Annotated in this window: 18 protein-coding genes and 1 tRNA gene; 7 read left to right on the top strand and 12 right to left on the bottom strand. The window is 44.2% G+C overall.

Translation table 11 applies throughout. From position 1 onward, the window contains the following. Nucleotides 1-70: 70 nt before the first annotated feature. Complete coding sequence (locus ACNI29_RS13230) at nt 71-2,158, bottom strand: methyl-accepting chemotaxis protein (RefSeq protein WP_419778840.1); 2,088 nt, start codon at nt 2,156-2,158, stop codon at nt 71-73. Between the two features lie 181 nt (nt 2,159-2,339). Beyond that, on the bottom strand, nt 2,340-4,502 hold the full coding sequence (locus ACNI29_RS13225) for an ATP-binding protein (protein ID WP_419778839.1): 2,163 nt from the start codon (nt 4,500-4,502) through the stop codon (nt 2,340-2,342). Nucleotides 4,503-4,869: 367 nt separating this feature from the next. On the opposite strand from ACNI29_RS13225, the gene ACNI29_RS13220 reads away from it, so the two are divergent. Further along, nucleotides 4,870-5,913, top strand: coding sequence for a hypothetical protein (locus ACNI29_RS13220; RefSeq protein ID WP_419778838.1), 1,044 nt, complete (start codon nt 4,870-4,872; stop codon nt 5,911-5,913). Nucleotides 5,914-5,930: 17 nt separating this feature from the next. Here the strand turns inward: ACNI29_RS13220 and ACNI29_RS13215 are convergent, their stop codons facing one another. Further along, a complete protein-coding gene (locus ACNI29_RS13215) occupies nt 5,931-6,392 on the bottom strand; it encodes an Lrp/AsnC family transcriptional regulator (RefSeq protein WP_419778837.1) in 462 nt (153 codons plus the stop codon). 231 nt (nt 6,393-6,623) lie between these two features. Between ACNI29_RS13215 and ACNI29_RS13210 the strand changes: the two genes are divergently transcribed. Both ACNI29_RS13210 and tdh read left to right on the top strand, forming a co-directional pair. After that, the gene (locus ACNI29_RS13210) at nt 6,624-7,814 is read left to right on the top strand and encodes a glycine C-acetyltransferase (RefSeq protein ID WP_419778836.1); all 1,191 of its coding nucleotides are present in this window, start codon (nt 6,624-6,626) and stop codon (nt 7,812-7,814) included. A gap of 17 nt (nt 7,815-7,831) precedes the next feature. Then, nucleotides 7,832-8,869: an L-threonine 3-dehydrogenase gene (tdh, locus tag ACNI29_RS13205; RefSeq protein ID WP_426803762.1), complete on the top strand. Its 1,038-nt coding sequence runs from the start codon at nt 7,832-7,834 to the stop codon at nt 8,867-8,869. 180 nt (nt 8,870-9,049) lie between these two features. On the opposite strand, the gene ACNI29_RS13200 is transcribed toward tdh, so the two are convergent. Together ACNI29_RS13200 and ACNI29_RS13195 are read right to left on the bottom strand one after the other, a co-directional pair. Next, nucleotides 9,050-9,319, bottom strand: a complete 270-nt coding sequence (locus ACNI29_RS13200; RefSeq protein WP_419778835.1) for a hypothetical protein — start codon at nt 9,317-9,319, stop codon at nt 9,050-9,052. Nucleotides 9,320-9,475: 156 nt separating this feature from the next. Beyond that, nucleotides 9,476-11,662: an AsmA family protein gene (locus ACNI29_RS13195; RefSeq protein WP_419778834.1), complete on the bottom strand. Its 2,187-nt coding sequence runs from the start codon at nt 11,660-11,662 to the stop codon at nt 9,476-9,478. A gap of 226 nt (nt 11,663-11,888) precedes the next feature. Between ACNI29_RS13195 and ACNI29_RS13190 the strand changes: the two genes are divergently transcribed. Beyond that, entirely contained in the window at nt 11,889-12,677 is a 789-nt protein-coding gene (locus ACNI29_RS13190; RefSeq protein ID WP_419778833.1) for a hypothetical protein, read from the top strand. A 61-nt stretch (nt 12,678-12,738) separates the two neighbouring features. On the opposite strand, the gene ACNI29_RS13185 is transcribed toward ACNI29_RS13190, so the two are convergent. Then, a complete protein-coding gene (locus ACNI29_RS13185) occupies nt 12,739-13,143 on the bottom strand; it encodes a MerR family transcriptional regulator (protein ID WP_419778832.1) in 405 nt (134 codons plus the stop codon). Between the two features lie 246 nt (nt 13,144-13,389). Between ACNI29_RS13185 and ACNI29_RS13180 the strand changes: the two genes are divergently transcribed. Beyond that, nucleotides 13,390-13,464 (top strand) — tRNA-Val (locus ACNI29_RS13180). Between the two features lie 361 nt (nt 13,465-13,825). Here the strand turns inward: ACNI29_RS13180 and ACNI29_RS13175 are convergent. The 3 genes from ACNI29_RS13175 to ACNI29_RS13165 all read right to left on the bottom strand — a co-directional run bounded on the left by ACNI29_RS13175 (nt 13,826) and on the right by ACNI29_RS13165 (nt 15,882). Next, a complete protein-coding gene (locus ACNI29_RS13175) occupies nt 13,826-14,839 on the bottom strand; it encodes a tyrosine-type recombinase/integrase (protein WP_419778831.1) in 1,014 nt (337 codons plus the stop codon). A 1-nt stretch (nt 14,840) separates the two neighbouring features. Further along, complete coding sequence (locus ACNI29_RS13170; protein ID WP_419778830.1) at nt 14,841-15,092, bottom strand: helix-turn-helix transcriptional regulator; 252 nt, start codon at nt 15,090-15,092, stop codon at nt 14,841-14,843. Between the two features lie 232 nt (nt 15,093-15,324). Continuing rightward, complete coding sequence (locus tag ACNI29_RS13165; protein ID WP_419778829.1) at nt 15,325-15,882, bottom strand: tyrosine-type recombinase/integrase; 558 nt, start codon at nt 15,880-15,882, stop codon at nt 15,325-15,327. An 824-nt stretch (nt 15,883-16,706) separates the two neighbouring features. Between ACNI29_RS13165 and ACNI29_RS13160 the strand changes: the two genes are divergently transcribed. Next, on the top strand, nt 16,707-17,642 hold the full coding sequence (locus ACNI29_RS13160) for a hypothetical protein (RefSeq protein WP_419778828.1): 936 nt from the start codon (nt 16,707-16,709) through the stop codon (nt 17,640-17,642). A 706-nt stretch (nt 17,643-18,348) separates the two neighbouring features. Here the strand turns inward: ACNI29_RS13160 and ACNI29_RS13155 are convergent. Further along, complete coding sequence (locus ACNI29_RS13155; protein WP_419778827.1) at nt 18,349-18,780, bottom strand: hypothetical protein; 432 nt, start codon at nt 18,778-18,780, stop codon at nt 18,349-18,351. Nucleotides 18,781-19,062: 282 nt separating this feature from the next. On the opposite strand from ACNI29_RS13155, the gene ACNI29_RS13150 reads away from it, so the two are divergent. Continuing rightward, nucleotides 19,063-20,289, top strand: a complete 1,227-nt coding sequence (locus ACNI29_RS13150) for a hypothetical protein (protein ID WP_419778826.1) — start codon at nt 19,063-19,065, stop codon at nt 20,287-20,289. A gap of 56 nt (nt 20,290-20,345) precedes the next feature. On the opposite strand, the gene ACNI29_RS13145 is transcribed toward ACNI29_RS13150, so the two are convergent. Next, nucleotides 20,346-21,134, bottom strand: a complete 789-nt coding sequence (locus ACNI29_RS13145) for a hypothetical protein (RefSeq protein ID WP_321402611.1) — start codon at nt 21,132-21,134, stop codon at nt 20,346-20,348. Between the two features lie 84 nt (nt 21,135-21,218). Continuing rightward, complete coding sequence (locus ACNI29_RS13140; protein ID WP_419778825.1) at nt 21,219-22,184, bottom strand: AAA family ATPase; 966 nt, start codon at nt 22,182-22,184, stop codon at nt 21,219-21,221. Nucleotides 22,185-22,549 lie beyond the last annotated feature (365 nt).

Genomic DNA, 22,549 nt, shown 5'->3' with positions numbered 1-22,549 from the left:
TAGAGAACATCAAAATAAAGGCCGCTCTTTGTTAAAAGAACGGCCTTCATAGTTACTATGCAGAATAATTTTATGCTTGCTTCAAGTCATCAATAACCCTCTGCAGTTCCTCAGAAAGATTTGACAACTCATGTACTGCTTGAGCAGACTGCTCCATCGCCTGTGCAGTTTCACCTGCGATCCTGTTTACTTCATCTGTGTTGCGGTTGATCTCTTCAGAAGCAGCAGATTGCTCTTCTGAAGCTGTAGCAATTGCCCGCACCTGATCGGCAGTAGACTCAACAATAGTCACAATCGATGCAAGAGATTCACCGGCCTCAGAAGCATAAGAAGTACTCCGTTCGACCATGCCGGAAGCTTTTTCCATATCGTTTATACTGTTGCGTGTCCCTGACTGAATGGCGGAAACAGCATCACCAACTTCCTTGGTGGCATCCATTGTCTTCTCGGCAAGCTTCCGCACTTCATCAGCAACAACAGCGAAACCACGCCCGGCATCACCAGCACGGGCTGCCTCAATAGCCGCATTAAGGGCCAACAGGTTAGTCTGATCGGCAATATCAGTGATCACGTTCATAACATGCCCGATCCCTTCGGCCCTTTTGCCCAGATTTTCCAAGCCAACAGCCATCTGCCCTGCAGCGGAGTCTACCTCGGCAATACTGGAGACAACATTGCCCACGATACCGCCACCGTTTTCAGCCTGCTTGCGGGCATCATCTGCACTTTCAGCTGCCTGCGATGCATTCTGGGCAACCTCAAAAACCGAAGCGTTCATCTCTTCCATGGCAGTTGCGGCCTCTGCGGAACGTTCCCGCTGGACCTCAGCCCCGCCCCGGGACTGCTCAATCTGCGCAGATAATTCCTGGGAAGCACTGGTAATCTGATCCACAATTGTTTCAAGATGATTAGCGGCCTGCAGCATACCTTCACGCTTTGCGGCTTCTGCGGCTGTTCTGGCTTCTTCTGCCTCTGCTAACGCATCCTTGGCCAACTTGGTCTGCTCTTCAGCCTCAAGATTTTTTTCCTCAGTTGATTTCAAAAGCATACCCAACTCGACGACCATCCCCTTCAAAGCCTGCTGCAAAGTCAGCAATTCACCGGAAAAACGGGACTCATCAGGAATAGCATCGAAATCACCATTGGAAACAGACTGCGCCGCACCGACCAGCATCTGGATTGGTGAAGCAATGGATTTTGCAACAAACCAACCCAAAAGGCAGAGCACCAAAGCAATTCCAAGCCCTATGAACAAGGTGTCCTTTACGGTGCTATGCGCATCAGCCATAATCTCAGACTTATCAATCAACAAAGCAAGTTTCCAACCAAGAGACGGGGAAGTGTACACACGGACAAACTTTTCCTTACCGTCCAGCATGACCTGCGAAAAAGCATTTTCCATCCCGGCAAGTTCCTTCATACCGGGATCTTCGAGTTCATCTGCCTGCTTGAATGCGTAATCCTTATTAACCGGATCAGAAAGAATGGTGTTATCACCTTCCATTAATATAATGTAGCCGGAGTCACCTATCCTGACTGCCGAGACCACATCCGTAAGAGTTGAGAGGTTAATATCAAAGCCGACAACACCAACCACCCTGCCACTTTTAAGTACTTTTGCAGTAACAGTACTCACCGCACCACCTGTGGTGGACTGATACGCCTTACTGAAAGAAGTAGCCTCCGAAGAAGATACTGCCTCCTTATACCAAGGTCGCTGTCTTGGATCGTAGCCCTTGGGCAGAGCATCTTCCGGTGCCATGTTAAAACCGCCATCTTCCATGCCGACATAAACATTAGCATAAACTGAATGGCTGCTCTTCATCTGCAGGAACAGATCAAAGACCCTTTTCCCGTGTTCATCCATATCTTTTCTATAAATATGATCAATATCATCAACGGTGAAGTTAGGATTATGACCTGCTGAATCCTGCACACCGGGGTCCATGCTCAGAAAAAGAGCATTCAACTCAGCCTCATGCATGAACTCAGATATAAAATTATCCACCTGCTGCAACTCGCTGAGCGAGGACTGCACAAAAGCGGTTTCTGCCATATCAGTCATTTTGACAAAAGAAATAGACGCAATACCACCTGCGCACAACAACACTGCGGCCAGAATAAGCAAGATCAGCTTATTTTTGATATTCAACCTCATCTTAAAACCTCCCTGAAAGGTTTGAGCTGAAACACAATTACAGCCATTATAATCTCTCCCCGCAATTTAATTAACCCAAACTTAAAATTATAAAAAATATAAAAACAGTCATTTAAAGAAAAAGGTCTTCCACTACACGAGAGGAAGACCTTAATAACTCAAAACATATAATCTTAATTATTTAGGTTTTCTCTCCGTCGGCAGGTAATCGGATGATAAACTTAGAACCTTTCCCCTCTTCTGATTCTACGAGGAACTCACCTTCATGGTTACGGGTAATAATAAAATATGAGACTGAAAGCCCCAATCCGGTCCCCAAACCAACTCGCTTAGTGGTGTAAAACGGTTCAAAAACTCGCTTGCGGACATCTTCATCCATACCCGGACCATTATCTTCAACTTCGACCCGGACAAACTTACCATCCCTACGGGTCCGCAAGGTAAGAGTCGGCCGTTCATCGCCATAGTCCTTTTCAGACATAGCCTGAGCCGCATTTTTGAAGATGTTAAGAAAAACCTGCTCAATCTCGGTTTCTGTTATACCCACGGCAGGAAGCCCCTGCTCATAGTCCCGCCGGATTTCAATAACCTTAAAGTCGTACTTTTTCTTGAGGTCGTAATCGTTCTCAGCAAGGCTCAAGGCTTTTTCAAGAACGCCTTTTACCTGTGCATGGGTACGGGAAGACTCACTCTTACGGCTGAATTCAAGCATATTTCGGACAATGGAAGCAGCCCTGCGTCCGGCATCGCTGATACCACGCAAATAGCCGAGAATACCGCGTTGATCCATATACTGGTGGACTTTATTCAGATCTAGCCCCAGCTCAGCTGCAACTTCAACATTCTTCCTGAGCGAAGGGGAAAGCCTTCTTTCAGTGCCCTGTACCCCTGAAAGGACTGCACCTAGCGGATTGTTGATTTCATGAGCCATACCGGCAGCCAGTCCACCGACAGACATCATTTTCTCCGTCTGAATCATCATGTCTTCAAGACGCGACTTCATGGTAACATCATCTATCAAAACAACAGCATCACGCCTTTCCGCACTTTCAAGCAAGGGATAAATTTTAATATTTTTATATTGGATATGCCCATCAGTATTGAAAGGAATCTTATTCTTTTCACGGACTTCAAGATTAACTACTGAATCTGAAATAAGATCCATTTCGCTTTTAAGCTGCGGAAACACATCAAAAAGATGGGTTCCACGGACCTGCTCGTAAGTATAGCCGGTATCTTCTTCCGCTGACCTGTTCCACTGGTTTATGCGCAATTCCTCATCCACCCCGACCAGCATGGTAGGCATGGAATCAATGGTATTTTTAAGAAGATTACGTAGACGGGCCAGCTCATTCTCGGCCGCCTTTTTTTCTGTAAAGTCGTAAGTAATTCCCATGTAGGAAGTAACTTCTTCGTCAATATTGCGGACAACTACAGTACTGTCAGCAATCCAATAAACACTCCCAGAAGGATCGACAATCCGGTACTCATGATTGAAGTGCTCAACGCCTGAATTTACAAAGTCCTGCACTTCTTTTTCAACCTTAGCCAGATCCTCGGGATGGATAATTTCACCGTATTTAATTTTCCCGGAAATAAAATCCTCAGCACGGAATCCAAGCTGACTTACATTCTGAGAAACCAGCTCGACCGGCCAGCCTTTTTCATTCTTCCATTTGAACAGAACCATCGGACTCTTTTCAACAATCATATTCGACTGACGCAAAGCTTCTTCGGCTTTTTTACGCTCGGCAATATCGCGAATAAGATTAAGCCGCATTTCATTGAAAGCATCTGCAACCCGGTCAATTTCATCAGGTCTGGAATGCTTCTTCCGCCGGTTGAGGACAAGTTTGCGGCCAAGATTGCTGATATCCATTTCCTGCACATATTCAGCCATATTCTGCAGATGGCGGGTGACCATGTAGTGAATAATCATGAGAATAAAGAGGGCAACCAAGAAAGTTTTTACCGCCTGCGTAAGCAAGACTACAAAAACACGCAATCGCAACCTCTTAAAAACATTATCCAAATCAGCAACAGCACGCAGTTGTCCTACTTCAACGCTCTTGCCATCGATCACGTGAATCAACGGAAAATTCTTTTCAATAATATTCTTTCCGTCCGGGACATCACCGATAAAGGCCACCGGATCAACCGATCCGAAAGACATCTCCACTACTTCAAGATACCGCATCCCGGGCAACTTCAAAGCACCTTCGAGCTGGATTTTTACGTGATCAATATTGATATCCCAAAGGCTGGCCGCAATGGTGTTTACATAACTATGTTCTATCTGCCCGAAACCTTTCTGAATCTCACTGACATCACTGCGGTATTCCATGTACAACTGCAGACTGGTACCAAGGATTGTAAAAAAGGAGCTACAGATTAAAATATAGACAAGAAGCTTATATGGAAGGACTTGTCCCTTTCTTATTCGGAAAAACTTGGCCATATTCTCCACCGGGATAAGATCAATTGGATAAAAGAAAAACTGTTTTAAGCATTAACACTTTAGCGTATATTGACATAAATCGCTAAAGGATAAAAGATTCTTTTGTAACAAAACAACCATGACAGAGAACTACGGACCAGAATCTATCAACTAGACAAACATACTCCGCAACGGACTCTCAGGATTGAATATGTCCTTTCCCCGAACATACTTTGCTACTCAACAAACACACACATTTGGTTCCGCTCTGTGCATGATGCTGCTTATCCTATTCTTCGCAATACATGCTGAAGCAACTCTGACGTCTTCAATCTCAATAGAAAATAACGACAAGGAAGAAGCAGATCAATTCTCACTGGACTTTAATATAAACGAAAACAACGAAACTACCGAAGCCAATCTGCTCACTCCCGATCTGGCCCCGATTCCAAGTAAAGAAGATGTAAAACCGCCCAAAGCCGACGACGTTAAACCGTCTGCAGAACTTCAAAATATTATCAAACGGGTAAAAAACGGAACCAAGCTAGAATTCTCCAGCAAGCCTGACATCAAAATCAACTACTCAGTCAATCAGGAGGACCTTGGAATAATTAAAAACGGAGGAAAGGTTAAACAGGCAACAGACGTCCAGCCTTCGCCGGCCCTTGAAGCAGTTCTGCGAGCATACCGCAACGGAAGCTTGAATTACGCACACAGGGACATTGCAGAAGTGGAAGAGGAACTTTTCTACCATCAACCATATGCAGAAGTTAACCTGGCTTCAATTTATGATCTGGTTGTACTCCAGACCGGGAAAGACGTCTTTCTTTCTATTGATTATCACGACCTTCGACAAAATGGAAAATCAGAAGAATACAGAAGATCCCGCCGCATAAGAGATTTGGAACAAACCATAATTGCTATCAAGGCAAAAGAAAGTAACAAGCAGGGTGAAAAAATTGACAAGCGGGTCGAACAACACAAAAATCCGCCGGTAACAATCAAGATTACACCCAAGCAGACTTTCGTCCGCAAGGTTCTCAACCTTTTAGGTATCAGGCGGAAAAATGAGGTCGTCGACTACCAACAGCTGAGTGTAACTTACCGGGCTTACAAAAGCTGGAGTAAACATATTGAAGACGTGGATGAGATGCTCCGCCGCAAGCGGAAACGAAAAATCCAGTTGATTCATCTGCGCCGGTATAGACCATCTCGTCAGCTTAACTGCGGAGATCCTGCGTACCGCGGGGTATGTCCGGACGGACAGATGAAGATCAACCCTTACAAAAACGGCAATATCAGATTTCTAAAACCATAAACAAGGAGCAGCGGAAGCTACTCCTTGTGCTCGGCCCATTTGTTGACCGCTTCCAAAAACATAAAAGACTCGGTGGATTTGATGCCGCCTATGTTTGAAAGGTCATCAACTAAGAACTGGCGAAAAGCATTTCGTGAAGGGACAAAAACCTCAAGCAGAAGGTCAAAACGCCCGGAAACATTCATTACAGACTGAACCCCGGGAACCTTTGCAATTTTTTTCATAATTTCAGGAGTTGCCCTTTCTTCAAGGTCAATGCCGATCATGGCAATAAGGCTGTTTTCAAAATAGAGAGGATTTACGGAAGCAGTAATTCTCAAGTAGTCATTTTTGATCATGCGCTCAGTGCGTAGACGCACGGTTCCATCGGAAACACCAAGTTTGCGGGCGATATTTTTGTAAGACTCGCGCCCATTACGCTGTAATTCTTCAATAATTTTACGATCTACTTCATCAAGTACCAAAGGACGCTCTTTCACTCGAAATCTCCTTCATTTAATATAAATTCTCTTTTTATCATTTAACGAAACATACATAGGTGAAAAATAACAATTCCGTCAATATCTGATTACATTGACACGTTTTTAGAAATTGACAGCATTTTTTAAATTATGCAAAAAATTTAATATCAAAATTTTGCTTGACACAATTTAGTGTATTGATTTTTAAATAACGCGTAGCAACACTATTTACGGACGGGAGAAACGTATATGAAAAATAATTTCCTTCAGGCACTTTCAGCCCAGACCGAAGAGTTGAAAGCAAACGGCCTTTACAAAGATGAAAGAATCATAACATCCCAGCAACAGGCTCTTATTTCGGTAAAGGGCGGGCAGGAAGTACTCAATTTCTGCGCTAACAACTATCTGGGACTGGCTAACAACCCCGATCTTATCGAGACAGGCAAAAAAGCCCTCGATCAGTACGGATTTGGTCTTTCTTCCGTGCGCTTTATCTGCGGAACGCAGGATGTGCACAAAGCGCTGGAAGATAAAATCAGCGAATTTCTCAAAACCGAAGACACAATCCTCTACAGTTCCTGTTTTGATGCAAACGGCGGACTCTTTGAGACCATCCTGAGCAATGAAGATGCAGTCATCAGTGATGCGCTCAACCACGCTTCCATCATCGACGGCGTGCGTCTGTGCAAAGCCAAGCGCTTCCGTTACAAGAACAACGACATGGCTGACCTTGAAGAACAGCTCAAGGCTGCCGAAGGATGCAGATACAAACTCATCGTAACCGACGGTGTATTTTCCATGGACGGCATCATCGCTGACCTCAAATCCGTCTGTGATCTGGCTGACAAATACGGCGCACTGGTCATGGTTGATGATTCGCACGCAGTGGGCTTCATCGGTGAAAACGGACGCGGAACCCCGGAATACTGTGGCGTAATGGACCGTGTTGATATCATCACCGGGACACTCGGCAAGGCCCTCGGCGGAGCTTCCGGCGGGTACACTTCAGGTCGCAAGGAAATCATCGAATGGCTGCGCCAGAGATCACGTCCTTACCTCTTTTCCAACACCCTTGCTCCGGTTATCGCTTCCACTTCTATCGCTGTGCTGGATATGATTGCCGAAAAACCGGAACTTCGTGAACGCCTTGAAGAGAACAGCCGCATCTTCCGCACCCGCATGGAAGAAGCTGGCTTTGACCTCGTTCCCGGCAACCACCCCATCATCCCGGTTATGCTTGGTGATGCTGTTCTGGCACAGAAAGTGGCTGCCGGACTGCTCAAGGAAGGAATCTACGTAATCGGATTCAGCTTCCCAGTTGTACCCCGTGGACAGGCCCGCATCCGCACCCAGATGTCCGCCGCACACACCCCGGAACAGGTCAATAGAGCTGTCGACGCATTCATTAAAGTCGGCCGCGAACTCGAAATTATCAAATAATAAGGCACAATATAGAAATGAGCACCATGAAAGCCCTCGTAAAGAGCAAAGCCGAAGAAGGCATCTGGATGGAAGAAGTTCCGGTACCGGAATGCGGGCACAACGATGTCCTGATCAAAGTAAAGAAAACTGCCATCTGCGGAACGGACATACACATTTACAACTGGGACAACTGGGCCCAACAGACCATCCCCGTGCCTATGGTTGTGGGTCATGAATTTGTCGGTACTATCGAAAAGTTGGGCGGCGAGGTTCAGGGTCTGGCCCTCGGTGACCGCGTATCCGCTGAAGGACACGTAACCTGCGGACACTGCCGTAACTGCCGCGCCGGTAAACGCCATCTCTGCCGCAACACTATCGGTGTCGGTGTTAACCGACCCGGATGTTTCGCAGAATATGTATGTGTCCCCGCTGCGAACGTTTTCAAACTGAATGATGCCATCAGCGACGATGTTGCCTCAATTCTCGACCCCCTCGGAAATGCGGCGCACACAGCACTTTCTTTTGATCTCGTTGGTGAAGACGTGCTCATCACCGGTGCTGGCCCCATCGGCATGATGGCTGTTGCCATTGCCCGCCATGCAGGTGCAAGACACATCGTCATCACCGACCTCAACGACTACCGTCTTGAACTCGCCGGAAGCATGGGCGCGACCCGCACTGTGAATGTAAGCAAAGAAAAGCTTGAAGACGTTATGGCCGAACTGGGCATGACCGAAGGTTTCGATGTCGGCCTTGAAATGTCCGGCAGCCCCATCGCATTCAACGACATGCTGGATAAGATGAACCACGGCGGCAACATTGCCCTGCTGGGAATTCTGCCCGACAACACCGCCATCGACTGGAATCAGGTTGTGTTCAAGGGCTTGAAACTCAAAGGTATTTATGGACGTGAAATGTTTGAAACATGGTACAAAATGGCATCCATGCTTCAATCCAGCCTTGATGTTACCCCTGCTATCACACATCACTTCAAAATTGATGACTTCCAGAAAGGCTTCGATGTGATGCGTAGTGGCCAGTCCGGCAAAGTAATTCTCGATTGGACTAAATAGCGGCATTAAGCAAAAGAGATCATCAGCTCTGCTCTCAGTAGCCATAAGGCTCACAGCAAAGCTTACCGCCTAACGGCTACACGTCTTCGCAATCCTCAATAGTTACTATTCATTAACTGCAAAAAGGCAGACGGTCTCAAAACCGTCTGCCTTTTTTAATATCCTCCCCTAATACCTTCATCAATTCTTCATCGACGCATAAAGCCTGCGCACATGTCGTTTGCTGATTCCCAGCCGTTCGGCAATGTCACATGTTTCTACGCCGTAATCTTTCAATTGAGCCACCTTCACAGCCAGTCCGGCATGCTTCAAAAATCTGGTTGAAACATAAACACTTTCGTGTGCGAACTCATTCATAACACTTAAAGCGGCCTTCTCCGGACATTTCATCCCTGACTTAACGTGGTTCATCTCACGAACCAAAACATCATAAAGTGCATTCTCCCTCATCCATTCAACTCCATATAGTTATACTTACTTAAATATAGACTACACTCTATACGGGACACTTTCTGCCAGAATCTGTCAGGAGTATTAAAAGAAACGGGCCATCTTACTTAAAAGACGGCCCGGAACATGATCTTAGATTGATATTAAACAACTAAATTAAAATAAGTTTTTAATTGCTCCACCAATTTCCTGAACAGGATTTTTCTTGGTTTCAGTTTCGGTATCAGACTTTTTGCTGCCGCTGAAGGTATTACCGATCCCTTGGAGGACATCGCCCACACCCTCAATAACGCTGCCTGCGATACTAAAGCCGGACTTAGCCAGAATCGCAGCAAACCGTGGCATATCGACCATAATTGATGGATCAGCTACATCACCTTTAATAGTTACCGGAACAGTCAGACCGATGAGATCTTTCATACCTTTGCCTCCCTGCCCTTCAAGGGTTCCGACAACCTTTGCGTCCAGATCATAATCAACCAGCATTTTGTTCAAATCGAGTTTACCGGCTCCGGCTGCGCGCAAAAGAGGCGATTTCATTAACAGGTCACGGTTATCCGCGATGCCATTTGTAATTTTAGCGGTAGCGGAAACCTCGCCGAACTCGGTACGCTTGCTGTCACGCTTGCCCCACGCTCCTCCGGTCAGAAGAGAAAATGCATCGCCAACAAGATAAACAAGGTCAAAACCGGAGACGTAACCGTCGAGCACCTTAAACCCGAGGTTACCATTCAGGTTAGCATACACAGCCTTCATGTCATTACCACTGGTTTTCAGGCCGCTGTTAAAACTCATCATGCCGGAGAACTTATCTTCGCCTGTCATCTGCCTGGCGAGATCCTCACCATCCAACCCGGTCAACCCGGCATTCAAGGACATCACCGGAGTCTTGCCGCGCACATCAACGACCGCCGAAGAAGTAAACGCTCCCTTAGCCAGATTAAATGATGCGGGCTTCACGGTGAGCACCCCGTCTTTTGCCCGGGCGCGCACTACTACTTCAGTTATGTTGGCTTTCTTAGCAATCAAGTGCTTGATATTCAGGTCAGCCTTAAGAGTCAGTTTACGAAGCGGCTCTACCGGAATCAGCCCCTCTTCCGATTTGGATTTGGTTTCTTTCTTTGTGGAAGCGGGCTTTTCCTCTTTGGAGGCAGCCTTCTGTTTTTCTTCCGGGGGCAGGTAGCTGTCTACATTGATCTTATCGATACCCAGTTGGGCCACAATGTTGGGTCGATCAGGATTCGAAAAGGAGAAAAGTCCTTTAACTGTTGTCTCATCAAGATTAATCAGCAGGTCGTTAATCTCAACAGACTTGGGACTACCTGCGTAATTGAAGTTCATACCCACAGAGGTAAGAGCTTTGCTGTCCGCAGTCTTGAGCTCCATGCCCATCTGCGCCATGGTTTCCTTCAGATTAAATCCGGGGACATTCATATCACCGGAAAAACTCATGGATTTGGAATTCAAACCCTTAGCTGCAAGACTTCCCTCAGCACTCATACCGTAGGCCTTTAAGATCAGACCCGAAATATCGGCTGAGCCTTTAAGCATATCCATAGCGGCGTCACCGCTAATGTTGATCATTCCTTTGCCACCGGGAACAGCCTGACCGGAAGCATCCACCACAACACTTAGGCCCTTTACGCCGATCTTTTTGAAATCTGAAGAAAGAGAAGCCTGACCGGTAGTTGTAATATCAGCTTTTACTTCTGGCTTGGTAGAAGAAAGAACAATGTGCACGTTGAAATTAAACGGAGTTCCGGGTGCAAAGCCTTCAATGTTGATATCGCAGTCATCAACAGCCTGACGAACATTTTCCTTGCGGTCATCCCACACTACGCTGGCGTTTTCTATATTCACCCCGCCCACGGAAAGACTGATCTGCGAGCTGGATTTATCTTTTGAGTGAGACTTTTCCTCTTTATGGCCTTTGTCCTCGCCGGAAGTCAGGTCATCCCAGTTAGTTACACCCTGCTTGTTACGCATCAAAAATAATTGTAAATCCACAACATCAACATTTCGCAATTCAACTTTACCGGAAATGAGCGGCAGCAATTTAAGACTTACGTCGGCAGATTTCAGGCTGAACATATTCTTTTCAGAAAAACCTGCTGCATTGGAAAGTGAGATCCCCCCGGTTTTAACCCCGATCCACGGGAAAACCGAAAGTTCAAGATCACCGTTAAACACAAGCTCCCGCCCTGTCTGTTCCCGCACAGCATTTGAAATGTCAGCTTTATAATCATTGGGATTAATCAGCATCACTGCCAGCACCATCGCCGCGCCCACGATCAAAACCAGCGCTCCCAGCGCTCCCAATATAATTTTTACCGCTTTACTCATCTGCAGAATCTCCGTTCAGCGTTGAATTTAGACTGCTATTATTAAAAATTTCACCCACAAGTGAAACTTGCATTTATCAATAAATACACTTTCTAAATATATCCTCTCCGGCTATAAAATCAAACTATAAAATAAAAAAACAGATGCTTCCATGATTCCCCTGCTTATTTAGGGGAAACAGCCAAAAGCATTTGCCAAGAGCGATGGAATAAGGCAAACAATCGACATGAAAAACAAGCGTTATCTACTTTTGGCGAGCATTGTCGCCTACGCATTATATCTCGTATCCATGGTCAAGCTTCCCGGCCTGCTGGACGCCATGTTCGGTTCCGAATGGCCTAAAATGGTCGGTCGCCGATTTGCCCACAGGATGAGCGACACCACTCTTTTTTATTTCTGTCTTGGGATGTCGATATTCGGGGCTGTCATTCCGCTTGCGATAGCCAGAAAGTTTCAGCTCAAGCCGCATAAAAAGGTTTCCGGAACCATTCTTTGGCCAAGCACAGCCGTTCTTTTAGGGGCCTTTTTATTCTATGCACAGTATCAGGGTTTTCTGGACAACATGCTTAATCCGGTACCAAACCCGGCCTACATGACTGAAGCATTTTTCTACATATTCCCCCTGACGCTGGGTATGTGTTTATACTCATGCTTTCTGCTGCCTCGCGCAATCATGCACATGCTGGACAAAAACAAGTTCTCCCCCATCCTTGAAGCCTTGATAGCAGGCGTAACGATGCTTATTTCATGGAAGGTATACACCTTGAATCCGCATCTGGTTCCCGAAAAAATATTCTGGACCGGCATCGTCATTGCTGCTGCCGGAGCCCTCTCCGGTTCATTTTACCTTTCTTTTCTGGCCTGCTTCGCAACTCTCTACGGAGCATCAATGGTCATTCCGGTTTTCCTTGAAATTCCATGGGAACCAATGCTGCCGGGATTCATTGCCGCTTTTGTGCCCTTCTGCCTCTACCTCCACTCAAGGGACACCCGCAAATTTCCACCCCAGCAGTAGAAAAACAAAAAAAGGGGGAAGGTTCGATGAACCTTCCCCCCTTTTTTATACAAAATATCAACTAACTAAGCAGTTTCTTAAGCTCCCGAAGCTCGGCACGTATTTCCTTTAAAAGCTCTTTCTCATGCCCGTAGGAGTCACACTCACTGCTGAATAGAGGAAGCTGGGAAACAGCCCCGGAGGCAGAACCAGCTAGCATCTGTGTACACTCCTTCTGTTCATCCTCAGGAGAATCAAGACGCTTGCGGGCTCCTTCAATCGTCAGCCCCTCATAATGGAGAAGAGTCTTTATCCGTCTGATCAACGCAATATGACCATCATTATATAAACGCTGCCCTGATTCGGTACGGATAGGCTCAAGTTGCTCAAACTCGCCTTCCCAAAACCGCAACACGTACGATTTCAGCCCAACAAGCTTAGCCGCTTGACCGATTTTATAAATTTTTTCTTCACTCTGCCCACTCATAAAAAAACTAGTATCAGAGAGCAATCCCTTAGAAAAGCCTAAACAGACAAATATCTTCCTGATAATAATAAATTTATCCTCAGGACGACGTTTAAAACCGAAAAGAAAAGCCCGTAAATGCTGGGGGCAAACCACTGATTATTTTAACAAAGAAACACAATCATAAAAAAAATTAAAAACCTGCTTGACAACAAAGCCCCTCTTACGTAGAACCATCTTCGTCGACAGCGAGTCGGCAGACCAAATAGGCGCGTAGCTCAGGGGGAGAGCACTTGCTTGACACGCAAGGGGTCAGCAGTTCAAATCTGCTCGTGCCTACCAGTAAATTCAAGGGTTTAGGATCAATTCCTAGACCCTTTTTTTGTGGACGGTCAACCGGATGGTCAACCATTGTTGACCCTATGTTGAAGAAAAATGATTGAGAAAATGTATGAATGGGTTTGTATGATCTGCTGATTCAGGGAAGTGATTACCAAAGTGTTAGAGCTTGTTTGAGCGAACAGTTTTCATCCCCTGATTACCCTGCTGCCTTGCACATTCTCCATCTGATTCCTCGAATTATCTCCGTCTCCCGCTACGGCAGCAAGTCCGATTTGATGTTTTATTTTCAATTGCCAAAAAGAAAGGGAGCATCATTTTCTGACACCCCCTTCTTTACCCGACAATCCGGCAGGTAATTTTTCTAGAATATATCCGGCAACCCTTGAATCGCCTGTGCTTCATCTCCCGGGATAAAGTGCCCATACACATCAAGCGTCATGCGGGTTGAACTGTGATCCATGAGCATACTCACAGTCTTCACTGGGACTCCCTTTGCGAGCAGCATCGAGCAAAACCAGTGGCGAATATCGTAGAGTTCAACAGCATCATCGACACCGATCTTCCTGCATGTCCTTCTGAAACCTTGGTTAATACCATCAAGATTTCCACGACCATTGTATTCGATCATATAGTCGGTTTTGGCCTTCTCCTTCTGGATCATCAATTTCTCCAGAAACTCCGGCTTCAGAGGTATTATCCGCCACTTGCGGTTCTTGCCCAAAACACTGACTGTCGAGTCTTTCCAGTTGATATGTTCCCACTTGACTCCCAGCAGTTCTACCGGGCCAGGGCGAACGCCAGTGTTGGCAATGAACTCTACACCAAGCGCAATGTGCGGGACACATGCATCACGAATATTCAGAATCAACTCCTTATCTACCAACAAGTCCTTCTGGGGGGAGCTTTTCCGGGTAAAATGAGCTAAAGGATTTTTCTCAATCAGCTCCATTCTAACACCCCATGAAAACATCGCCTTCACATACCCCACATATGTCGAGCGCGTCACAAGGGATGCTTCAGGGAACTTTTGCTTTACAAGACGAGAGATAGTATCCCCCTTAAGATGAGAGATTGGTATCTGACTCAACTCTGGAAGAAGACGCTCATTGAACATTTTGAGCCAATCCCTGCGCCACTGCTTGCTCATATCTACATCATCCGAAGTGTAATAACGCTGGGCAAGCTGATCAATGTATTCGATGTTGTTAGCCAACAATTCCTGATCATCATTCTTCTTTCCATTCACAGAACGGTCAAACTCCTCTGCACGAGCTTTGCCTGCTTCACCGGAGCCAAAACCACTCTTCTGCTTCTGCTTACCATTCTTCCTATATCGGACGAAGTAGCTGCCACTTTTCCGCATGTGAATAGACATACTAACCTCCTTTAATTTTTACGGTTTTAAATTTTCTTTTTCTCTTGCTGGCTACTGGAACTTCACAAAAGAAATTGGGATTAAGCATCCATTCATCCAGATCGCTAAGTGCAAATCTGACTTTGGATGGACCGCGTCTGGGTATCCGATATTTTTTCACCAGCTGGCGAAAGTGATCATATGAATACCCTGCGTATTCTGCGGCAGCCTTAGCCGAGATGTAGGGACCTTTCGGTTCGTAATTTTCATTCATGACTTAAGAACTAAGGTCAGACAAAAAATCGTCAACACCCTTAAATCAATATAGATTTCACACCTGAATATACCATTTTTTTCTTGCTCATACATCTCTCAATCATTAGCCTCTGCTTCCTCCAACACCCTTCGACATCAAAAAAAGTTAAATTTTTTTAAATTTTCTTCTGACACTCAAAAATGGAAGAGCACCTGCACAATCGTCATGCAGATGCTCCTACAAACCAGCCTCAAATATTGTTCAGCAAGATTTCTTCAACTTCTTCGTCCTGAACACCGATGTAGCGGCGAGTAACACTTGGGCTGGAGTGGTTAAGACGCTTGCTCAACAACTCCCATGAAACCCCGAAATGGACTCGTTGGTGATAACAGAACGTTTTTCTCAAGCTGTGAGCACCGTAGTTTCCTTTCAGGTTAATTGCAGCCGTCCACTCCTTCAGTAATCCGGTAACCCTGTAGGTCGTGATCGGATAATTCTTTCCTTTACGACTCTGGAACAGAAACTGATCTTCATCCGGTTCGTAATGTTCAAGATAATTCTGGAAAGCTTCAGCAATCTCCTTATTGATGATCGCAACATTTTGCTTCCCGGTTTTCTTCTCAGTGACCACGATCCGGTCACCGACCTTCTTGTCCAGTAGGTCTACCACTCGCAGAGTTAGAATATCCTGCGCCCTCAGACCTGAGTTAATTCCCATAATGAAAAGTAACAGGTTTCGAGGATGCTCCTGTAACAGCCGCTTGATGTTTTTAACATCCTTCATTGAAGTAATCGGTTCAACTTTCATTTTCCCCTCCTTAATGTACGAATTTATTGGTATTATGGTAAAACCAACCATTCAAAACGGCACGGATGAAACTGAAATTTCAGCTTCGCCTGTAACCCGTTAAAGTTCGTAAATTTTTTATGGATGAACTGTGGAATGTACGATTCTCGCAGAAAACGTTCATTGGTTCCTTGAAGGAAAATATCTATATTGGTTCAGAGTAGATGACGGGAAATCAGGCTGACGATCTTGCCGTTCACAATAGAATTCAGGAAGGGACAGAAAAACAAACTACAAGAAGAAGATACTCCGAAAAGTACCTCCCTCCCAGACACTCAACGAATTTTCTCATTGATAAGAACGATTAAAATTGACTTGAGTATCTTTTTGGCAACTTTGGACTTAATAATCTTGAGGACTGCCCCTTTCGAAACAGTCACTATTCGGTACATACGCCCTCCTTCTGCAAAAGTTCTCACCATTAACTTTTAATATCTCTATCAAATATTAAAATAGATCGTACTTGTATTGTCCTGATTTTTCATGTCAAAAAATTATAGATATAATATACGTGAAATAAATTTATGAATTTTAAAATTTGAAATGAACATTAAATACCAATCTAGTAAATTTTATATAATTATTGGGTTTTATTTAAAATAAGAATTTTACAACACACAGCTATTAACTAAGCCATGTATGAAAATTAATTACTTAGACTAATATGTCTCAATATTTTTTATTATTCTATTTTTATTCAATTTTAATCGTCAATAGTTGTTATATTTTTGTTGCAGCAAGAGATTATACATAATTGCTGTAGAATTTTATTGAAGGAAATTAGTATGCACGTACATTTACCACATTCATTTGAATATTATGACTACTTATTAGGTGAACCATTGCAGAAGGATCAGGAGCTTTACAGAATTGAAGCGAGCATCGACTTCATTAATATCACTGTGCCGTTCGAAGTGATGAATTCTAATCGTATGGACCTGTTTATAAAGGATAATTTTGAAGTACTTAGCAAAAGATTTTATTCCAATTCCGTAGAAGAGGTATATGAAACAAACGTACCGGTTTTAGGAATGTCAGATAAAATGGTAGCTGTTCAACATTACGGCAGATATGGCACGACATTCCAGTTCAAGGATATAAACCAAGAGGTTATTTCCTATATGATTAAAATTTTTAATGGTTTTTACCATCGTGTCTCTAGGGTCGAGTATACTTTAGATTTTTATACTGCTGATAACGGCGAGTTTTTCTCGTTCTTAGCTTCGTCTGCTACTCTGAAGCATCGTAAAGGTGAGTTTACGCCTCAAACTGATTTCGAAACAACTCGATATTTGAGCAATGTGAGAAATACCAGAACGATGGGTGGTCGAATTTATATTAAGGAAGAAAAGGAAGGATGCCCTGTAAGAATAGAAGCCAAATTAGGTAACAGGAAAATTTCAGCAAACGGTCTGAGGACAATAGAAAAAGCTGTCACTGTGTCTCCTAGCGTACCATTTGAAAGATATATGTTCAAAAAATTCAATCATGAAAAATACTTGAAAAATACATATGTCAAAGATGTGGGATTGTTCGAAAAAGAATTCTTCGAAGCGATGAATAGCAGTGCAAAATGTGGTGGGTTTACACAGGCAATGAAGATTGCTCGTGAGTACAAGCCATCGGTAGGATATTACGTTGAAGACCATTACTTCTCCGGCTTCTTTACTGCCCTGATAAACGAACCAATTTATGAAACCATTTATGGAGCAGCAGTATAAACAAACCATAGTGACAGAGTCGATAACGGGGAGGGGCATTAGCTTGTCTCTCCCTGTTTTAATCTGCACACAAAGCAGCTCCAGCGTATAGGCAGCAAACGCGCAAATCCTGCCGTTCAATATCAATATAGTCATGCACAGAATCCAGAAAACAACTCCAACAAACAACAGCCAGTATTGAAACCAATCACATTATTTAAATCAAATAAATCCAGACAACTATTTTAAATAATGATATAAATTCAAAATATATATTCCTCAAATATACATCTTATTAATCCGGTAATAATATTGATCAGATAATTTTAAACCATAACCATCTAATAAATATTATCTTTTCAACATAGACATGTTTCATTTCCCTGTTTTCTGAAATTTCATCGGTGAGATAAAAGATGATAACATCCTAATTTAAATATATTTCTTCTATCTATAACGGCAACATACTCCTGATTAAGCTTTACTGGTCTGCTGACGGTTTCTGCTGTAACCATGTAGGTGACATTCGATTTTGTTACTCCTGTAACGTACCCACCATATGATGGGAAAATCGAGCCCTGCCACAGAATAAATCAAGTTTTTTGATTTTCAGGGGGAGAGGTACCGCACTCACATGACCTATAAAAGAAAATTTATTTCAACCGGCCCCAAAAAAAGTAAAAGCCGCAGAATTTCTTCCACGACTTTTTGAGAGATAAGAGGGGTCTTATCCTGCGAGATTATCACCTTCGCCTTCAGGATCGGCAACCGGAGTTTCCTCTACAGGGTCCTCGGCACCGTCCGCAGAGATCATCTCCAGAATGATCTGCCCTCCATCAGCTTCAACGGTAAACTCGGTTCCTTCCGGGAATTCACCGAGCGTGTCCAGCTTCTTTGGACTGAGCTTCAATCCATGTTTGCCAACTCGAACAGTATTACCGGATCTTGTATAAAGCCCTTCGACCTCATAAAACATCCTGTCATCATTGACCAACCTCATTACGTGTTGACGAAGAGATTGTTTACTTGCAATCCCTATTGCCTTCTGAATCTGATCTGCTGTCTTACCGGCATTGATCATTTCCCGCAGCTTCTTCGGATCGTACTTACTTTCAAACACTTTTTTGATTTTAGCTTCATCGCTTTTCTTCTTTGTCATTTGCAACCTCCTTAAATGGTTTAACTTATATATACCTATAAACCATTTAAAAAGGACGTTAACGATAGTTCAGTGATTCATCTGTGCTGGCGGCAGCCTAAACCTAAATATCCGAGTACTTGCTAAATTCTCTGTACGGATATAATTTCTTATCCAGACAATTAACCATAATAATTTGAGATTCATCTTATGCACTATGTACATGTCGAGTCGCCAAAGCCAGCAAAACAAATTGATTACTCTGTAGCCTCTGCGAGACAATCAGAACGGGTTTTATTTTCCTTGATTCATGCTCTGGGCCGAAAAGAGTTTGATTTTACATCGACACCCGGATTTGCCCAAAAGCTGAAAAGCTACCGCAAACAGATGAACATAGGCGCGTTGAAGCTGTATGTTGACTCTGGTGGTTACAGTATGATCACCGGGGATGTGCCGTTCGAAAAGACAACAGATTTTATCGACTGCTATAATAGATTCTTTGAATATCATAATGACAGCTTCGACTACATTTTTTCACTCGACATACCAATCTGGGGCGGAGAAAAGAACACAAGGCATTTGACTAAGAAAAACCTTAAACGTTTTAACGAAAAATCGATTCAGGATTCTTTGTCAGTAATTAAAAAAAATCCTGTTCTTGCTGATAAATGGTTTTTCGTCTGGCACTTCAAGTTTCAATCCCAATTCGATATTTGGTCTGATATCTTCATGAGCCAGAATGTTTCTCAATATACTTCTAATTATGCGATTGGTGGTCAGGTTGGCTTGCGTAAAATGGCAGAAGAAGCGAACGGCAAAAGATTGGACTTCACCCCATTCACCGCAATGGCCTTCCTGTGTCTTGCAGAACATCTTTCAGGCCCGCTGGCTAACAAGCAGTTCAAGCTCCACGTCCTTGGCATCTACAACATTATTGATAGATTCCAGTTAATTTTAATCGATAAACTTTTCTCTTCTTTTCTTTCCGAGCATAATCTACCTACCCCGGAAATTACACATGACACCATCAACTACACCCGCTCTGGGTTATACGATGCTCGTAAGTTGAAACCATATTCTTTCAACGGGCAGTCACTGGACCGGTACGAGAATATTTTTAAAATCCCTGATTCACTGCTCAGAAAAATTTATTTCAATGAGACTTTATATAATGGATTTATCAGCGAAAGGGATCGTCAAAAAGAATTCAAGGAATTTGATGATGTGTCCTTCATTGTACCGCTGAGTGTGTACAGTAACTTGGAACAGGATCTTTTTCTTGAGCACATCGAAAAACAATACAACCTGTGTGACGATTTAAGCGAGTTGAACATCAACCGTGTTGCCAGTGTGATACTTCAAGACCACCCCGACTACTTTTCTATTAGCCAGAAGGACGAGATCATAAACAACCTGTCAGCGTTGCAGCACTGCATGAAGCTGTTGCGAAATGGTGACATTGAAGGTCTCAAGGTTGTGGTCAAACACTATATTAAGATACTCGGCCTAGCAGACCCTTTTCAGGACTAAAAAAGGCCACCCCTGTTAGAAGGAGTGGCCTGAGTAAATGGTATGGTTAAAATTTGTTAATAAAGCTGAGGCAGGAGCTTCTCCACCAAAGTAAAAGACACCCCACTGGCAAATTCTACTTCAGCATTAAGCCAAAACTCACACACAGCACCAGCTTCTTTAGACACCCGCCAGTAGTCGAACTGGCTAGTATCAATGTCATCGCTGCCCGGACTTACCATTTCAATTTTCAGGTCAAGACTTTCACCTTTCAGGTAGTGCAGCCAAAAGGAATGCAGCTTCAGAATAGGGTCACCTGCGACATCTGCTCTGTGCTCGGTGGGAATCATTTTCTGTGATTGCGGCCAAAACTGTCCGCCATGCTTATTCATAATAGAACTGCATACACCGGCTTTGTCAAAATCAAACCGAAGCGGACCTTTGCCTTCAAGCAAAGTTTTATATGTTTTCCTCTCAGCCGATCCAGCGTCAAAACTCATGGACAGTATATCACTTCCAAGAATATCAGGTAAACTTTCCCTATCTACCAAAGGTTCATAACACGACACCGGAATATCAAAAGAACCGCCTATAAAATGGTAATCCTCTTCTGTAGCATAGACCACCACATCTTCGCTTCCGGCATTCATCGCCTTCAAAAGCTTAACCTGCTGCCTGTCGTTCATCAGATGCAAGGTTGTGTTACCAACAAGGCTGGAGAGGTCTGCAATGATGAAAGTATCTTTATCAATCTCCTGCACGAACTTCCCATCAACAATCTGTATATCTGATATGAAATGCAGAGATTCCATCAGCTTCGCCAGAGTTTTCATTTGAGAACCCGATATTTCAGTAACCTTTTCCATCGTTACCTCCTGTACCGATGGAAATCAAAACCCATTTTACCTAACAATATTGGTAGACTAGACTCCGATTTCCATCGGAGTTTGTTAATCTGCCAGAGCCTTCAGCCCAAGAGGAGTAAGGCGGTACTGCCCATGCTTAACCTTGTCGACAAGATCAATCTTCTCCAGCTTCTTCAGGATGTTATAAACACTCTTGTTGTTGAGGCCGGTATTGCAAGCAATCTCTTTCGGTGACATGAAGCCACCACACTTATCCTGAAGGGCTTTCATAATATCACGGCGTTCTTCGGTAAGACTAGTCTCTTTGACTTCGCCAACCATCTGCCAACGCAAAGTTGTGTTATCGAATTTCGTGGCCCACTCGCTTGTACAACATTTCCGACCAGTTATGCACAGCCTGCCGTCAGAAGTGAACTCAGGGCGGTCAATCAGTACGGTTGTGTCTGCAACCCCGGTCAAAGCTTGTGTACCATATGCGGCGGTCTGCCAGTTTTTAGGGATTTTCTTGGTGGTATGATGAAGAAGCACAACCCCTACACCATACTCATTGGCGAGCTTATGAAGCTGTGACAGGTTGGCATAATCAGCCTTGTAACTGCTCCCCTGGCCGCCTTTAAAGCGTTCAAGAATATCTACTACGATGAGACTAAGTTCCGGCTCAGTGGACATCATATTTCCGATTTTTACGAGTCCGCCTCCTGCCATCGTAGGGAATTTCGTCTCAACATACAGCATGTCCTTTGCAGCATTCATGTTCATTTTGTTGGTACGACTTGCTATCAGCTCAGGCTGCTCCTCCAAGGACAGGTAAAACGCTTTACCATTGGTAGCTCTAAAACCTTCTGAGCCTGCGAACACAGGAGTACCATTGGTCACAGCTTCGGCAATTTGATACCCGAAGTTGCTCTTTCCTGCTTTCGGAGAACCGATCAACACATTGAGGCCGGGGTAGATCAACCCTTCAACAATCGGTGACAGCGATACGCCTGCATACGCCTCACGCAGGTCTTCAATGTACCCTCCAGTAGGTCTTGACTGATTAATAGACATGAAGCACCACCAGAACAAAACCAGAAGCGCAAAAGAAAACACTACAAGACCAACCGCAAGGCCGATTTGCAGAAGACAGGCACTCATCAAAGTGAGCAAAATAAAAGTGGACTGCTGGGATGCAGCTACAAATAAAAACAAAAAAAATTGTCATAGTTATACCCTCCTGCGAACTGGTCGCAAGTACAGAGTTGCTTTAAGCAACATTTTCTGCGGGTATGACTTCGTGGCCTATACAATCGCAACAATGCGATACTCTCTGCATCCCAAGAAAAGAGAGTGGCTAATAAATAATTTGATATAAATGCACAGCGTAGAACCGTACTTTAATGTATGTTGAATACTTAGCTATCAAGCCAGTGTCA

Origin of the sequence: Maridesulfovibrio spiralis (SeqCode), from assembly GCF_048571135.1 — a bacterium.
Taxonomy (GTDB): Bacteria; Desulfobacterota; Desulfovibrionia; order Desulfovibrionales; family Desulfovibrionaceae; genus Maridesulfovibrio; species Maridesulfovibrio spiralis.
Note: the sequence above shows the minus strand (reverse complement) of the source record. Positions and strands in the feature narration are given on the sequence as shown.

Bases quoted from the DNA above. Each gene is read 5' to 3' on its own strand.
- ACNI29_RS13190 (WP_419778833.1), top strand. From the start codon at position 11,889: ATGAAAAACAAGCGTTATCTACTTTTGGCGAGCATTGTCGCCTACGCA.
- ACNI29_RS13165 (WP_419778829.1), bottom strand. From the start codon at position 15,882: ATGAAAGTTGAACCGATTACTTCAATGAAGGATGTTAAAAACATCAAG.
- ACNI29_RS13175 (WP_419778831.1), bottom strand. From the start codon at position 14,839: ATGTCTATTCACATGCGGAAAAGTGGCAGCTACTTCGTCCGATATAGG.
- ACNI29_RS13140 (WP_419778825.1), bottom strand. From the start codon at position 22,184: ATGTCTATTAATCAGTCAAGACCTACTGGAGGGTACATTGAAGACCTG.
- ACNI29_RS13160 (WP_419778828.1), top strand. From the start codon at position 16,707: ATGCACGTACATTTACCACATTCATTTGAATATTATGACTACTTATTA.
- ACNI29_RS13220 (WP_419778838.1), top strand. From the start codon at position 4,870: ATGATGCTGCTTATCCTATTCTTCGCAATACATGCTGAAGCAACTCTG.
- tdh (WP_426803762.1), top strand. From the start codon at position 7,832: ATGAGCACCATGAAAGCCCTCGTAAAGAGCAAAGCCGAAGAAGGCATC.
- ACNI29_RS13170 (WP_419778830.1), bottom strand. From the start codon at position 15,092: ATGAATGAAAATTACGAACCGAAAGGTCCCTACATCTCGGCTAAGGCT.
- ACNI29_RS13185 (WP_419778832.1), bottom strand. From the start codon at position 13,143: ATGAGTGGGCAGAGTGAAGAAAAAATTTATAAAATCGGTCAAGCGGCT.
- ACNI29_RS13155 (WP_419778827.1), bottom strand. From the start codon at position 18,780: ATGACAAAGAAGAAAAGCGATGAAGCTAAAATCAAAAAAGTGTTTGAA.
- ACNI29_RS13225 (WP_419778839.1), bottom strand. From the start codon at position 4,502: ATGGAATACCGCAGTGATGTCAGTGAGATTCAGAAAGGTTTCGGGCAG.
- ACNI29_RS13145 (WP_321402611.1), bottom strand. From the start codon at position 21,134: ATGGAAAAGGTTACTGAAATATCGGGTTCTCAAATGAAAACTCTGGCG.
- ACNI29_RS13230 (WP_419778840.1), bottom strand. From the start codon at position 2,158: ATGAGGTTGAATATCAAAAATAAGCTGATCTTGCTTATTCTGGCCGCA.
- ACNI29_RS13195 (WP_419778834.1), bottom strand. From the start codon at position 11,662: ATGAGTAAAGCGGTAAAAATTATATTGGGAGCGCTGGGAGCGCTGGTT.
- ACNI29_RS13210 (WP_419778836.1), top strand. From the start codon at position 6,624: ATGAAAAATAATTTCCTTCAGGCACTTTCAGCCCAGACCGAAGAGTTG.
- ACNI29_RS13200 (WP_419778835.1), bottom strand. From the start codon at position 9,319: ATGAGGGAGAATGCACTTTATGATGTTTTGGTTCGTGAGATGAACCAC.